13 protein-coding genes are annotated in these 14,974 nt (G+C 38.7%); 6 read left to right on the top strand and 7 right to left on the bottom strand.

Annotated features, from left to right (window positions below; translation table 11 throughout):
• Nucleotides 1-42: 42 nt before the first annotated feature.
• Together IC619_RS17360 and IC619_RS11680 are read right to left on the bottom strand one after the other, a co-directional pair.
• On the bottom strand, nucleotides 43-198 hold the full coding sequence (locus IC619_RS17360; RefSeq protein WP_191140286.1) for a transposase: 156 nt from the start codon (nucleotides 196-198) through the stop codon (nucleotides 43-45).
• A gap of 133 nt (nucleotides 199-331) precedes the next feature.
• A complete protein-coding gene (locus IC619_RS11680; protein ID WP_191140287.1) occupies nucleotides 332-730 on the bottom strand; it encodes an SgrR family transcriptional regulator in 399 nt (132 codons plus the stop codon).
• Nucleotides 731-1,008: 278 nt separating this feature from the next.
• Here IC619_RS11680 and IC619_RS11675 point away from each other — a divergent pair, with 278 nt between their 5' ends.
• Nucleotides 1,009-1,656, top strand: a complete 648-nt coding sequence (locus tag IC619_RS11675; RefSeq protein ID WP_191140288.1) for a hypothetical protein — start codon at nucleotides 1,009-1,011, stop codon at nucleotides 1,654-1,656.
• A gap of 257 nt (nucleotides 1,657-1,913) precedes the next feature.
• Nucleotides 1,914-2,477 carry a DNA-3-methyladenine glycosylase I gene (locus IC619_RS11670; protein ID WP_191140289.1) on the top strand — a complete coding sequence of 188 codons (564 nt, stop codon included), beginning with the start codon at nucleotides 1,914-1,916 and terminating at the stop codon, nucleotides 2,475-2,477.
• On the opposite strand, the gene IC619_RS11665 is transcribed toward IC619_RS11670, so the two are convergent.
• Nucleotides 2,456-4,198, bottom strand: coding sequence for an ABC transporter substrate-binding protein (locus IC619_RS11665; protein ID WP_191140290.1), 1,743 nt, complete (start codon nucleotides 4,196-4,198; stop codon nucleotides 2,456-2,458). The two genes, IC619_RS11670 and IC619_RS11665, sit on opposite strands and share 22 nt — an antisense overlap.
• 101 nt (nucleotides 4,199-4,299) lie before the next feature.
• On the opposite strand from IC619_RS11665, the gene IC619_RS11660 reads away from it, so the two are divergent.
• Both IC619_RS11660 and IC619_RS11655 read left to right on the top strand, forming a co-directional pair.
• Nucleotides 4,300-5,568 (top strand): MDR family MFS transporter, encoded by a 1,269-nt coding sequence (locus IC619_RS11660; protein WP_191140291.1) that lies wholly within the window; start codon nucleotides 4,300-4,302, stop codon nucleotides 5,566-5,568.
• 233 nt (nucleotides 5,569-5,801) lie between these two features.
• Complete coding sequence (locus tag IC619_RS11655; protein ID WP_191140292.1) at nucleotides 5,802-6,716, top strand: PhzF family phenazine biosynthesis protein; 915 nt, start codon at nucleotides 5,802-5,804, stop codon at nucleotides 6,714-6,716.
• Nucleotides 6,717-6,856: 140 nt separating this feature from the next.
• Here IC619_RS11655 and IC619_RS11650 read toward each other — a convergent pair whose 3' ends face one another.
• The gene (locus IC619_RS11650) at nucleotides 6,857-7,411 is read right to left on the bottom strand and encodes a PadR family transcriptional regulator (RefSeq protein ID WP_191140293.1); all 555 of its coding nucleotides are present in this window, start codon (nucleotides 7,409-7,411) and stop codon (nucleotides 6,857-6,859) included.
• Between the two features lie 119 nt (nucleotides 7,412-7,530).
• Here IC619_RS11650 and IC619_RS11645 point away from each other — a divergent pair, with 119 nt between their 5' ends.
• Nucleotides 7,531-9,063, top strand: coding sequence for a phytoene desaturase family protein (locus IC619_RS11645; protein ID WP_305037763.1), 1,533 nt, complete (start codon nucleotides 7,531-7,533; stop codon nucleotides 9,061-9,063).
• A 90-nt stretch (nucleotides 9,064-9,153) separates the two neighbouring features.
• On the opposite strand, the gene IC619_RS11640 is transcribed toward IC619_RS11645, so the two are convergent.
• On the bottom strand, nucleotides 9,154-11,148 hold the full coding sequence (locus IC619_RS11640) for a M4 family metallopeptidase (protein WP_191140295.1): 1,995 nt from the start codon (nucleotides 11,146-11,148) through the stop codon (nucleotides 9,154-9,156).
• A 296-nt stretch (nucleotides 11,149-11,444) separates the two neighbouring features.
• Nucleotides 11,445-12,125 carry an NAD(P)H-dependent oxidoreductase gene (locus tag IC619_RS11635; protein WP_191140296.1) on the bottom strand — a complete coding sequence of 227 codons (681 nt, stop codon included), beginning with the start codon at nucleotides 12,123-12,125 and terminating at the stop codon, nucleotides 11,445-11,447.
• A gap of 161 nt (nucleotides 12,126-12,286) precedes the next feature.
• Between IC619_RS11635 and IC619_RS11630 the strand changes: the two genes are divergently transcribed.
• The gene (locus tag IC619_RS11630) at nucleotides 12,287-12,631 is read left to right on the top strand and encodes a winged helix-turn-helix transcriptional regulator (protein WP_191140397.1); all 345 of its coding nucleotides are present in this window, start codon (nucleotides 12,287-12,289) and stop codon (nucleotides 12,629-12,631) included.
• Nucleotides 12,632-12,671: 40 nt separating this feature from the next.
• Here the strand turns inward: IC619_RS11630 and IC619_RS11625 are convergent, their stop codons facing one another.
• On the bottom strand, nucleotides 12,672-14,780 hold the full coding sequence (locus IC619_RS11625) for a glycosyltransferase family 4 protein (protein WP_191140297.1): 2,109 nt from the start codon (nucleotides 14,778-14,780) through the stop codon (nucleotides 12,672-12,674).
• Nucleotides 14,781-14,974: the final 194 nt, after the last annotated feature.

Raw genomic sequence — 14,974 nt, 5'->3', positions numbered from 1 at the left:
ATATTCTGTTTGAACTACGAAGAGTGGGGTGTATCACTTTTTTCAAAAGCTTTTCTCCTTGTATTCATATGGCTTGATCCATGTTCTCAGCAATGACCTATCTACTCCTATAATCCTAGAAGTCTCACATTTACTCTCTTTTCCATTTGAATAGAGCTTCACTGCTCTGATCTTTTCTTCAGAAGTTAGTTTAGACATAACAAAAGCACCTCTAATTGTTAGGTGTTTAACAATTAGAGGTGGAGGGGAATTTCGGATGATCGTAACCGTTGTAATGCGGAATAATAGGGCTCCCAATTTTTAGAGGGGTGAACCTCATTACCCTAAGCCCTTAAGAATATAGACACTCTTCCTTATTCTCCTTTTTCGGACAATAGCCCGTCTCAATATAATGAATGATCACTTCATTCATTTCTTTTTCGAGCGGAAGTGATTTCAAAAAGTTAGATCCTTCAATAAAATTACCTTTTTCTAGTTGTTCAGATATGTATGTTTTTACAGAATTAACTATATTTACTTTGAAGGTAATGATAGATCTTTTGCCACGACCACGTTGAGAATGCCATTCGATCCAATCTTCCTGCTTAAGGCTGCGTAATACAATTTTAGTATTATTCTTACTACAATTTAATTTCTCCGAAATTTCATCTAGTGTGGTTTCAAACCTATCCCCCTCAGTCTTTTGTAAAAAAGAAGCGTACATGACTAAATAATGTTCGATTATTCTCATATTCATACCTCCTATATATCACCTAGATGGATCAAGAACAATAGGAATTTTGATGTTACAGAATCAAAATGCGAGGCATGGGGGTCCATCCGAATGACAAGTATGTTTTCATGAATTTTAACTAAAACCGATCCCTTCTTAATTCGATCTTCATTATAATACAAAAAAAACAGCTAGTAAAATGATCTTTTTTAATCTTTTTGAAAGAAATTCGTTAAATTAAACTAAAGACATCGTTTATTTTTCAATATATTAAATAAATAAGGGAGTTGTTTTTAATGTGTATTAAAAAGATATTTATAGGTTTATTAACTGTAACAATATTGTTATCGAGCTTAATCTCTGTACCGACCACATATGCTAAACCCGCTGACGGTGGTATTGTAAAGTACAAATTTTTAGCCGTGCATAAGCTATTTACACCTAATGACCACCAAAGTGGGAATGTGACGTATTATATAGATGAAACAGAATATGACGATGGAATTAAGTATTCTGGCACATTGAAAGTGAAAGGGGATAGTTGTCATTATGATCAGAATGGCCTTGCTACCTCTTGTTGGTATGAAGGGTATTTAGTAAATGAATACAGTCATGAATTAGTCTGTGAAACCGTGACTGTAAAAGGTGTACAGAAATACTGGTGTCCACGACAAGGTTTTCCTGAGGAAACGACTCGCTACTACGCTGCAGGACAGATTCCAGCTGAATATATAAAGCCAACACCCTTTACTGAATACGGTTATAATTATATTGGAGATCTAAAACTGCAATCTTGTACAACATCTAGTTCAGGTTCGAAGAATTGTACTTATGCGGGTTGGAGAGTTAGAGATGATTTATTTAACTGTTCTGTTGTTACGATAAATGGACAGAAGTATGCAAGCTGTAGAAAGCCCCATTATCTGGCGGGTAATCAGCCCTAAGGGGTTTAAGCCTTGCCATGATAAATTTGCTCCTCCCGCTGCAGCGCTCGTTAAATTGTGATCAAAGTCACATCAGTGGGCTCATAAGCATGTTACGCTAATGAGTAGCTTGAGAATCTACAGAAGATAGGAGTGATTGAAATGGCGAGTGTTGTAAGCACGATACTTAAATGGTTGCTCGAAGAATAGTATAATAGGTGGTAAAGTCGAGCAACTGGAGCAGATCCAGTTGCTCGATCGTTAGGAAGGTGATGTAGATGCAGCGATGCGATTGGGTGAATAGTGATCCCCTGTATATTAATTATCATGACCACGAATGGGGAATACCGCTATATGATGATCAGAAGCTGTTTGAAATGCTCAATTTGGAAGGTGCCCAAGCTGGACTCAGCTGGTATACGATTTTAAAAAAACGTGAGAACTATCGCCAAGCATTTGATGGCTTCGATCCCAGCAAGGTCATTCATTATGATGAGCGAAAAATAGCAGAATTACTACTGAATCCAGGCATCATCCGAAATAAGCGTAAGATTCAAGCTGTGATTGATAATGCGCACGCCTATCATCGTGTGGTGGAGGAGTTTGGATCATTCCGTACATACATATGGGGTTTTGTCGATGATAAGCCGATTATGAATCACTTTTCTTCATCAGAAGATGTCCCTAGCTCGACAGCACTCAGTCTGCGCATGAGTAAAGATTTAAAGAAAAGAGGTTTTAAATTTGTCGGCCCCACAATCTGCTACGCGTATATGCAAGCAATTGGTATGGTAAATGATCATTTAACGACCTGTTTTTGCTACCCGTCTTCTACTTGCTGACAGTCCTGCTTCTCGTCAAGCCACAGTTTCCTCATGTCGAGAAAACCAAACCGATCCAAATGAATATCCTTCATCATGGTGTTAAACCCATTTTGCTCAATCGGGTGATCTACATAAAGCAAGAGAAAGTTTTTCCGGATGTATGCTTCGAGTTCGTTCATCCGTACTTTGCGCTTCTCTTCATCATTTTCAAATTTGATATGATCTAAATGAATTTCAACTTGTTTCCAATGATGAACCAAACCTGTACGTTGAGACAATAGAGATTGATTATAGAACCAATCCAAAAAAGAGAGTAGATCATCACTGCCTACATCTCGTCCCATGATCAGATCAGCTTGGTCGTCCTGCACTTCATGGCAGGCTGAACTGTACATGGGACGAATTCGAATACCTACTTCCTCCGCTTGTTGCACAAACCATGCTACATCGGGTTCAAAAGTTCGGATTTTATATACAAAAGAAATTTCTTCTCCTTGATATCCAGATTTTTTTATCAATTCAGCTACCTTATCTCTATCTTTTCGAATCGGATGAGACCGCTTTGCGAAATAACTGTAAGCTGGGGTGATGGCATCTCTACCTAGTGCTAACGCCATTTTTTCGATATCAAACAAATGATAGATCGCTTCACGAAAAAAGCAATTGTGTACGATTGACGGACGCTTATGAAAGTTAAATACGATGAAGCGCACACCTACTGTTACATTCGTATGATAGCTGTCGTAATCATTTTCAGTGATTTCATATTTCATTCCAAAATGACGTTCATTTGCAATGGGATAAAAGTGAGCCTCATCTAAAAATGGTCGCGGTAAGAAGTGGCGATCAAAAACCTCGAGAGCTAATTTCGACTCCTGCCTATCTTTCATTCTAAACGGCCCTGTACTGATGAATTTGTTCTCGGCAAACGGAACATCCCGCGGCAATATCACTAAAGCATACCAACTCAGATACCGCAAAAAAAGCGGATTCGGCTTATGTAAGCGAAAGGTGATGATATAAGGCGAGATACAAGTAATACTTGCAATATTTTCTGTGATCCAGTAATTCGGCAGACTGGAGTCACGAAAGCGTTCGAAGGTAAATTGTACATCCTCGCTCACCAGTTCTCTGTGATGGTGGAACATGACCCCCTTGCGTAGATACAAGGTCCAATTCTTCCCTTCCTGATCTTTTTTCCAAGCATGTGCAATATGGGGTTTAATCGTATCGGTGCTTGAATCATAAAGCACTAGTGGATCTCCCAAATGCATGACTAAAAAGCATTCGAATGATGTCGATATATAACGCGGATCAATGCTGTAAATCTCTTTATACACAACAGCCCGCAGTACATCTTTTTTATTGGCAGCAGTCTGAAAACCTAAGAAAGCTTGTACTTTCTCAAAAATCTGCTGATATAAAGGAAAGGGAAGCCCGATTTGTAATAATTGCATCACCTCATCTAATTGCTCTAATTGAATCAACTGATTCACTTCGTGCTCAAGCTCTTCCGATAGTGGGCGTGAAAACGTAATACTTGAGGCATTCCCCCGCCCTCTACCAGGAATATAGACAATCCTTCCTTGCTCCTGCAACCGCTTTAATCTCAATTTCACATTTTTCCCTGTACAATCCCACAATTGCTCTAATTCCTGAAATTTAAAGTCAGCTTTAAGCTCTTGCTCGCGTGCATACAGATATCCCCTCAATTGAAAATAGGACGTAAACTTTGTCACGACAATCCCTCCATAAAAGGGGAAGTTTTGAAAATGAAAATTCTCTTTTTAACCCTTTTATTATCGTTCATAATAGATTTCAGCACAAGGAGGAGATCAATATGTTGAAACAACTTCATCCGAATATTCGGATACGCCTAACGATCACATTTCTTACCCGCTTTGTTCATGCGATGCTAATGCCTTTTATGGCAATTTACTTATCTGATCACTTTGGTGAAGAAGTGGCTGGTATGTTATTAATCCTGATGTTTGTTCTCTTGTTCATTTCCAGTATTTACGGTGGACAACTGACCGATTCGATCGGTCGAAAAAAGACGATGGTTATAGGTGAAACGATCAACGTGTTCGCCTTTTTTGGATTGTTGATGGTGAGTACACCATTATTTGCATCTCCTATCATCACCTATTTCATGGTTGTCCTTAATCAAATATGTACGGGATTAATTGCACCAGCGTCTGAAGCCATGCTGATTGATGCCAGCAAACCAGAAGATAGAAGTTATATTTTTTCATTAAACTACTGGGCGATTAATTTAGGTATGGTGACAGGTATGTTGATTGCCATCTTATTATTTGAAAATTATTATCTCTACATGATCATCGGAATATTTGCTTTATCACTGCTCACTTTATGGTTAACGAGCATAAAGATCGACGATACGTTCCAAATCAATCCTAAAAAAACAAAAAAAATTGGATTATTTGGATGGAATGCCCTCTTTAGACACTATACCTCGGTCATGAAGGACACTCCTTTTCTGCTATTTACAATAGGCGGTATTGCAATCGCTTCGATTGAGCCTCAATTATATAATTTTATCTCTGTCCGCATAGAAAAAGAATTTACGACTACACCCGTTTCGATATTTAATTTTCAATTCGCACTCGATGGGATTAAAGTGTATGGCTTGATCATCGGATTAAATACCCTATTGATCCTTGGTTTTATTGCATGGGTGACGAAGAAGTTCAAAGGCAAACCACGTGAAACGCTCCTGTATACAGGATTTACACTATTTGGAATTAGCTTTGCTTATCTTAGCTTTTCCAATTTTTTACCGGGCATCATTTTGGCTGTGGCACTTTACACATTTGGTGAACTCCTATTTGTCCCCGCCAGACAAAGTTTATTAGCTGATATCATTGACCCTTCTCAAAGAGGCGCTTATTTAGCTGTAAATGGCTTTATCCTCCACTTTGGAAAGCTTTTTGGTGCAGCCGGATTAACCATTGGTGCACGAATCGGCAGCATAGGAATGGGGATGCTTATTTTGCTCGTGACACTCCTATCGGTTCTATTTACGCGTAGCGGTTTGCAAAGTCGTAGAAAGAAAGAAGGAACAGCTGAGGCTATGGCATCTTCATAATCGTGATGGACATCTTCATTTACGAACACGCCGTCATACATACTGTAAGGGGGAGCCTGATCAAAAGCAGAAATGATCGGTAGGATATTTCTTTCGTTCAAATTGGTTCCATCGTATGCATCCATGGTGATTATGAAGGAATGATATACCCCAAGCGATGAATATATAGTAAAATAAAAGTATGTTTTTTGATAGTGATATAACACTTCAAAGAAGAAGGGTGATCATACATCATGAAAATGATTCCAGTTTATCATGTAGATGCTTTTACGACCGTTCCCTTCGGTGGAAACCCAGCGGGTGTTGTACCCGAAGCAGAATCATTGACCGAAATAGAAATGAAAAAGATAGCTAGAGAGCTTAATCTTTCTGAAACCGCATTTCTCTTTCCAACGAACTCAGCTGAATGCGATTTCCGTGTTCGATATTTTACACCTACAGAAGAAGTTGATTTTTGTGGTCATGCTACAGTTGCGCTTTCATGGTTGTTAGCTACGAAATACGGATGGAAAGATAGAGCAAACACAATTCGATTAGAAACGAATATCGGTACCGTTCCCGTAGCATTATCTAAAGAAAAAGAAAAATTAACTGCGGTAACGATGACTCAAATTTCTCCAAAAATAAAGAAGGTTCAGTTGGAATCCGACCAAATGGCTCAAATACTAGGCATTTCCACTAAGGCTCTGGATCAACGTTATCCGCTAAGATTAGCTTATACAGGGAACTGGCATTTAATTGTTCCCATCAAGTCACAAAGAGATATTGACTCCGCTAAACCACAGATGGAGGAACTTCAGAAGTTAAATGTATCCCAAAAAGCGATCACGACACACCTATTTACTTTTGAAACCGAAGAAGAAGGATATGATTTATATACGCGTGACTTTGCTCCAGCAGTTGGTATTCCAGAAGATCCAGTTACAGGTGCGGCTAATGGGGCATTGGCAGGATACCTGTTTTCGGAGAAGATTCTTGCTCCAAAACCGGTTCAACAACTTCAGATCGCGCAAGGACATAAGGCTGGACGACCGGGCACCTTAAATGTAACCATTACAAAAGATCCTCATCATTCGGAGCCCATCATTCAAGTCGGTGGATCAGCGGTTATAACCATAGAGGGAAAGTTATTCATTCCAAACAGGTAAGTACGTACACGCTTCATTTACACCCTTTTTTGACAATAGATAATGGAATAGATATCCAAATTCTTTTACACAAGCACAAATTGTTACGGAAAAGGAGCACAGTCTTGTATTGACGAGACATGCTCCTTTTCTCATATCCATCAAGCTTGTTTCCGCTCTAGTTTCTCTATACTTTCTTCGCACCACTGTATGGTAGCCTCGACGATGTACTGCCCATGGGATAATGTCATCATCCAATAATCAAAGTGGGGGTCATCTTTCCGCTTTGTCATGAGGAAATGCTCCGTCACATTAAGCGAATCTAGTATATCTTTCATTTTTTGCTGGTATTGTACGATTTGTGTGATATTGTGTTTCACATCGAGGTGTTGCCCATAAAAAATCTTAAGCAGTAGCTCGTTTTTGTGAATCGGTATTTTTTCAATGGGTCTCTCTAGCCAATTTATAAATTCGGCTTTTCCCTGTTCCGTAATCGCATACACTTTGCGATCCGGTTTCCCCTCTACTTTTTCGATATGAAAGACAGCAAATTCCAGCTCAACTAGTTTTTTTAGCGTGGGATAGATTTGTCCATAACTTTCTTGCCAAAAATGCTTAATGCTACTTTCAATCGTTCTTTTGATTTGATAACCGGTTAAAGGGGCATACATCAGCAACCCTAACAATGTATACATGGTTTTATTTTCTCTCGACATCTTTCTACCCTCACTTTACTTGTCCAGGAATCCCTTTAGTATAGCACGACTTTTATATTTTGACATTTTTAAATCTTTTCGATACTATTATACCATGAAGATATATATCTTGTTGATACATGAGGAGGAAGATAAATATGTCCAGTTATGATGTATTAGTGGTTGGTGCGGGTATTGGCGGGTTGTGTGCGGCTGCCCGATTATCTAAACTAGGTCATCAAGTAGCCGTTTTTGAGCACCATGTACGTCCGGGTGGTTATGCGACCAATTTTCCTCGACCAGGCAAGTATGAGTTTGATGTTTCCCTACATGCTATGGGGAGTCTAAACGAAGGCGAAATCTGTTATGAAATTTTTTCAAAGTGTGGCATCATGAATCGAATTACCCCGGTAACCAAAGAACATCCTTATACCGTTGTATGGGAAGGAAAAAAGATTACGATCCCCCAAAATCCTGAAGATTATTTAGCACTGTTGCAAGACTTATTCCCTCAGGAAAAAGAGAGCCTAACCCAATTATTTGCTGATTTATATGCCTTCAACAAAGAAATGCAATTTCTACAAGATGCATCCATCCCTAAATTAGAGAAACAAGAACAATCTCTCATCAAAGCCCCTTTGTTTATTCAATGGTCCCAGATGACAACTGCTGAAGTGATGAAGCAGTATGTAAAGGATGAAGAGTTGATCTCATTTTTCACCTTATTATGGCCATACTATGGTCTTCCTCCGCAAAAACTGTCCGCCCATTACTTTTTTGTGCCTTGGTTAGGTTATCATCTCGAAGGTACGTATTATATAAAGGGTGGCGCGCAAGCCATTGCGGATGCTTTAACTGCGGTTATCCAAGAGCATGGGGGTAAAGTTTACTTACGTCATGAAGTGACAGAAATTATCGTAGCGGATGGCAGAGCAACTGGCATTAAGACGAAAAAAGGGGAGATATTTGAAGGAAAGTGGATCATCTCGAATGCTTCTCCACACATGACATTTTCCAAGTTAATGCGTGAAGAGGAAATTGACACATCTTATCGTGAAGGTTATGAAAAATTAGAGATTGGCCCCTCTGTTACACAGCTTTATCTCGGTTTAAAGGAAGATCCTGCGAAGTATCATTTGGTGGACGAAGATATTGTGTTTGTAAAAGAAAAAGATCCCAGTAAAGATTATCAATACTTAAAGAATGGTGATTATCAAAAAGCCAATTTTGGAATTACAAACTACTATAAACTAGACCCTGAACTAAGCCCGAATGGAAAACCGGTTATTGTAACGGCATTCATCGACTTCATTGAAAACTGGCCGGAAGACAAAGCAGCTTATAAAAAGCGGAAAGAAGAAGTCACCCAGTATTTGCTCAGTCAACTCGAAGCTCATTATCCAGGGATCACCCGTTCTATCGAGGTGCTAGAGTTAGGCACGCCTAGAACCATGCAGAAGTATACCAAAAACCCTGCTGGTGCTGTTTATGGATTCGCCCAGACAGTTGAACAGTCTGGGTTACATCGACTGGCAAGAAAAACACCACTCGATCAACTCTCATTGGTAGGTGCATGGACACGTCCAGGTGGCGGATATCAAGGAGCTGCGGCATCTGGTGCGAGCGAAGCGGAGAAAATCCATAAAAAATTAAGTCACCTTATCGGGAAGTAAACGCATTTCAGGAGATTACCCTCTCATCAGATAAAGGAAAACGAAATGGCTACCCAAAGCGCGTAGCCATTTCGTCAGATTATATGCTTATTAGAATGTTGCTTTTAGTGCGTAGGATTGTGAGCTATTTGCACCATCATAGCCAACTACCGCAATGTAGTAGGTTCCTGAAGCTAAAGAACTATAAGAAATAGATTCAGAGTTTGTACTTCCATTGTCGGAAATCCGTAATTGTGTTCCTGAGGAATTATACAGGTAGAGATCATAGTCATCAGGTAAGCTGGATAGTGTAATCGAAAGACTTCCACTGTTATTTTTCGTAAACTTGAACCAGTCTACATCTGAACCTGTATGAATGGTTCCATTATACGTTTTTCCGGATGTAATAGGTCCATAGGCAGCCCCAATCGTATCGTTAGATTCGAAGCTATCTCCTGAAGTTCCAACACTGCCGTTACCACTTAATCCTACACTTGCCCATGCATTGGTAAGTGCTCTTACTTCTGTAGAGTTAGAACCAAATCTTTGCTCAGCCGCTGCAATCGTTCCGTTAACCGCATCTACAAATGTGGAATACTCTGTTAGATACCCATCTGTTAAAGCATCGTACCATACGTTTGCCGCTTCATCTCTCGTTACTCCAGAGGAAGTTACAAAGTTGTAAAATGCTTTATTAGGGATCGATGAGTTAGAATGAACGCCACCCTTATCTGCTGTTGTCTCTAGAAAATCATCCATATGTGCAGGGTGTCCATATGCTGTAGGGTTTGACATCGAGCGGAAAGCTCGTCCTAAATCTTCACCTAGTAACCAGTTATTGTCACTTTTATTTTCGATGAGATTCCCCATCACGTCTGACCAAGACTCATTTAATGCACCTGATTCGCCATAATAAAATAAGTCAGCAGTGCGGTCGATTACCCCATGTGTAATTTCATGTCCTACAACGTCTAATGCTGCTGGTGTGGCAATCATATTCCCTGCATCACAATAAGCCATTTGTGTTCCTAACCAAAATGCATTGTCAGGGCAATATGGGTCTGAAAAATTAACGGAAGAGATCATATTCCCACCAACACCATCGTAAGAATTACGACCAAATTTGTTATAATAGTAATCATATACAATACCTGAGTTCACATGAGCACTTACCGCCGCATTGTGTGTCCAGTAATTATTACTATCCGTTAATAACGTCCCAGGAACATTACCGGTTTGATTTGCCGTATAAGTTGCGATAACACCAGAGTTACCTGTGTACATCGGTTTGGTAGTGTCATATAAATAGAAAGTTCCTGAACTTTCAAAAGCATTTACTTTTACAGTTTTTCCATGAAGGTCGACTCCTGACCCTTCTGCATGTGCACCCATTGTTTTATCGATTTTGTCTACGACTTTTAAATTACGGGCATCAATAAATATATCAAAATATTTAGGTCCTCCCTCAAGTGTGGACAGAGTCACAGCGTGGACAAAATGATATTTGCCTTTCAAGTCTTTGTAAATGTAAGGCGCAGCCTCTTCAATTAGAAACTCCTTGGCATTAGCTACTCCTAATACTTCTTTCCCTTTCTGAATCGCTTGCTTAGCAGAGTATTTTGCCTTTGTGTTCAATTTCTTACCTTTTACTTTTGGGTTAAAATCCCCATTAATCGAAGTTGTTTTCCCGGCTTTATCGGTATGTAAAATCAACTTATGTCCAAAAACAGGAATGTCGTTATAAACTTGCTGATAGATGAATTTTTTTCCACCTGTTCTCTTATTCGACTCTTCAATCAATTTTAGTTCTGAGCTAACCTCATCAATTTGAAACAAATCTTCATTTTCTTTTATGACATCCTTTGCTTCCTTGGATCCCTTTACTTTTTTGGAAGAGATTTCTCCACTTATAAAAGAAGGAACACCATTCTCTTTATCCCAAGAGATTTTGTCTTTCCCTTTTGAATTATGAGATATTTTTGATGCTTTTTGATTTTGCTTATGTTGCTTACTCTTCGCATTATCTACTGCCAATGCTGTAGGCGAAGCTAAAGGAGCTACTAAAGCTGTTGCGACTACAACTGAAAAAATTTTTCCCCATTTCATATCATTACACCCCTTCATTTTTTAAATAAATATTTACTAAAGTGTATATTTACACTATCCTATTATATATATAATAGTCAAGCTTTTTTAATAAATTAAATCGTTTAATTATCATCTTTAAAGCACAAATACAACTACTATAACCACCTTTAAGCCCTTATATATTGTCTATTCATTCAAAACACTACTAATACATCACTATATTCACTCCTCTTCTCTCTCAGAAATGGTTTTCCGGTAAATCAATCAATAAAACCTGCGGCTCATTAAAGTACACCGCAGGTTCATACTCCTACTTACTCAACCCAGTCCACGATTTGCTCGATCGATTGTCTGGTTTTCGGTCTAGGTTCTTTCACACGATAACCAAAGGCAACGATGGTAGCCAATCCATAGCGATTTCCTGTGAGGATCCCCTCTTCCCGTAGAATCTCCTCAGTAGCGACTTTGTCGAATCCTTCCATCGGACAAGAATCAATCCCAATTTGCGCTGCAGCCGTCATCATATTACCCAGTGCAATGTAGGTTTGTTTACTAGCCCAATCAAACACTGCACGCTCACTCTCAAGTAAATGAAAATCGTGCTCCTGAAATTTCTTATAGGCCTGATATCTAAGTTGCTCCACTTCATGCGGAAACTGATGCACTTCGTGATTCATATATTGGATATACGGTGCATCATAATGCATATCCTCAACTGTACGTGACAAAATGAGAACGAGATGGCTCGCTGTTGGAATCGTACCTTGTCCTCCCCATACAACTGGCTTTAGTTTTTCACGTAACACTGGATTTTGAATCACGAATAATTTCCATGGTTCAAACCCAAAAGAGCTAGGAGATAGGCGTCCTGTCTCTAAGATAAAATCAAAATCTTCTTTAGGGATGATTTTAGTTGGTTCAAACGCTTTGCTTGCATGTCTAAAGTGAAACGCCTCGATAATTTGCTGTTTCTTCTCTTCTTTGGTCATTCTCATGATATCTCCCCATTTCCACATCTATAAGCAACTCAATATATTGTTTAATATGATTATAGCGTGTACAATACAGGTAAAATAGTACGCACTTTTTTGTGTTATAGTTACATTTTTTATACTAAGGAGGGAGACAGTTGGTAGACTACACTAAGAATCGAACTATGATAAAGTCGTATGGTTATTCTTGCCCTGTCGAGTTAACCATTTCTGTCATCGGTGGGAAATGGAAGAGTATCATTATTTATCATCTATTGGAGGAGACGCGCCGGTTCAATGAATTTCGCCGACTCATTCCTGAAATCACACAACGGATGCTTACTTTGCAATTGCGTGAATTGGAACGGGATGGCATTATACATCGTGAAGTTTATAAGCAAGTCCCTCCCAAAGTGGAGTACTCCCTTACACCATTTGGTCAAACGCTTACGCCTATCATTCAGCAAATGATGGATTGGGGTGACCAACACATTGTAGAACTTGCTCAAATGCGACATACAAAAGATTAATGTATAGATAACGAGCAGTCGTTTTTCATTGAAATTTTTCTCATTTGAATGAGGTAAGTGAGTCACATACTTCGTTGTATACCGAAATGGTTTCTTTAGCAATCGTGTTCCAATTATATTTTATTGATAATTCCTCATATGCGATTTCAACCATTTGATTTACTGAAGTCGCATTTTCGAGACACCAAATGATCTGGGATGCCAAAGACTCGATATCCCCGCTCTTTATTCGCAATCCATTTTTTCGATGGGTAATAATTTCACTCAATCCACCTGTATCAGAAACAATAACGGGGGTTTGATATGACATAGCTTCTAATGCCACAATCCCAAAAGGTTCATATAGACTAGGAAACACACAAATATCGGCAAGTTGATATAGGTGATCCCGCTTCTTACGGTCTACAATTCCAGTAAATACGACATGTTCCATAACCCTAAGTTCTCTTGCTTTTTCTTCTAACACATTGCGCAAATATCCGTCGCCCGCTATAACAAATTTAACCTTAGGATATTTTTGCAGGACGATTTTTGCAGCTTCCAATAGTATGTGAACTCCTTTTTCAATAACCAATCGACCAATAAATAGAACCATTTTCTCATCAACAGACACATATGCTTTTTCTAGCAACTGAGTAGGAGCTATAGGATTTTCAGGAACCTGTATCCCATTTGAAATCACATTTATCTTCTCACTAGATAAGCCCAGTAAACGCTGAAGATCGTCTTTCATAGAGTAACTGACTGTAATCACTCGGTCAGCCATTTGAGACGATTTGATCTCGATCTCATGTATTTTATCAAATTCAGTAACTTGTGCAGCTTTATTTCTTGGTGCTTGTAGCCCATGAAAGCTGTAAATGATTGGAGTATCATAAACTTGCTTGAGGTATTTTGCCGCAAAATAAACCAACCAATCATGGGCATGGATTAAGTCAAACTGAAGACCCCCTGATATCAAACAATCCACTTCATTAACCATTTCCAAGTTTAAATGAACAGTCCAATCAAAAAATGCACCCCCAACTTGGTCAATATACTTTCCTACCCGATGGATATGTACCCCATCTAAGAGTTCATACTTTGGGGTTGACTCTACCCTACTTGTAACGACATGAACTTCAATACCTTGTTTAGCCATATGAACTGCTAAACCATTTACTGCGACAGATAATCCGCCTACCACCAGTGGGGGGTATTCCCAACATAAAAATACAACCCGCAATCTCGGTTTTTGTTGATGAATGAATTCCATCATTACATCTTCTCGGTCATTGGTCTTCAATCGATGAATTTGGTCGTTGCTTGATTTTTCAGATAATATATCGACTAGCTTGCTATTATATTTTTTTTCGATATATTCCGATAAAAAAACTGGTTGAAATTGATTTACTTCATGATTTTCAATAAAAACCTCTATATCGGATTTACTCAAAGTTTCTATCGGGAAGTGTTTGATGAATAAAGGGGACAGCGTTTTTGGAGAATCATTTAATCGATCCAATCTTTTTTTCTCTAAATTCTTATACCAAACCGTGTAGTGATGATCAATGCGAATCGATGAGGATGTTGTCCAATCCATCACTTGCTGATCGATCACAATGTATTGAAGCCCTGTTTGATAAATTATGGAATTGAATTCAGGTTTATATTCAACTCCGGATAACATGAGTCCCTTTAGATTTTCTCCCATTGTACGCTGATAGGTGTCAATTGCCAGTTGCATTCTACATTGAAGGAATGGTTTACTAAAGCGGAGAAACGTTTCATCATCTATATATGTGTAAAAAGTTGGCATTTGAATCGCAGGGATTACTTCAATCTGATAAAGATATTTTAAATACTTAATCCACGCCAGCATATCGTAATGCTCTTCTTGTAAGCCGTGTAAGTACAATTCCCATTCTTTATTCTCTTTTGATCGCATGTATGCTTTGCAAATTCTTTGAAAAGAGGGGAGCGCAAAATAAGAAAGCGTGACCGCAGGTATAGCAAGCACTAATCGAATCGTACTATTTTTAGAGAGGATCGTACTGATTCGATATAAAAGAAAGGTATATTCATCAATGATTTTTTGAGAATCATACTCATGATATAGATCAATATCACTTTGAGGAGAAATCACTAATGTACAATACCTATTTTCCATATGGATACCCCATTTAAAGAAATTTAAAATACATTTGAATCTATTCTGAACTAAATTGTTTTATGCCCCGATTTAATCAAATCTCAACAGTAGTGCTGAAATGAGATCATTACTTTTAGACATCACTACATCGTCGTATGCACAATCATGCCAAAATTCATATTCATAAGATAAAAAGATTTAACTTATGCTAT

This window comes from Polycladospora coralii (genome assembly GCF_014773435.2).
In the GTDB taxonomy this organism is placed as follows: Bacteria; Bacillota; Bacilli; order Thermoactinomycetales; family Thermoactinomycetaceae; genus Polycladospora; species Polycladospora coralii.
The sequence above is the reverse complement of the archived record's forward strand: the minus strand, read 5'-3'. Positions and strand labels throughout refer to the sequence as shown.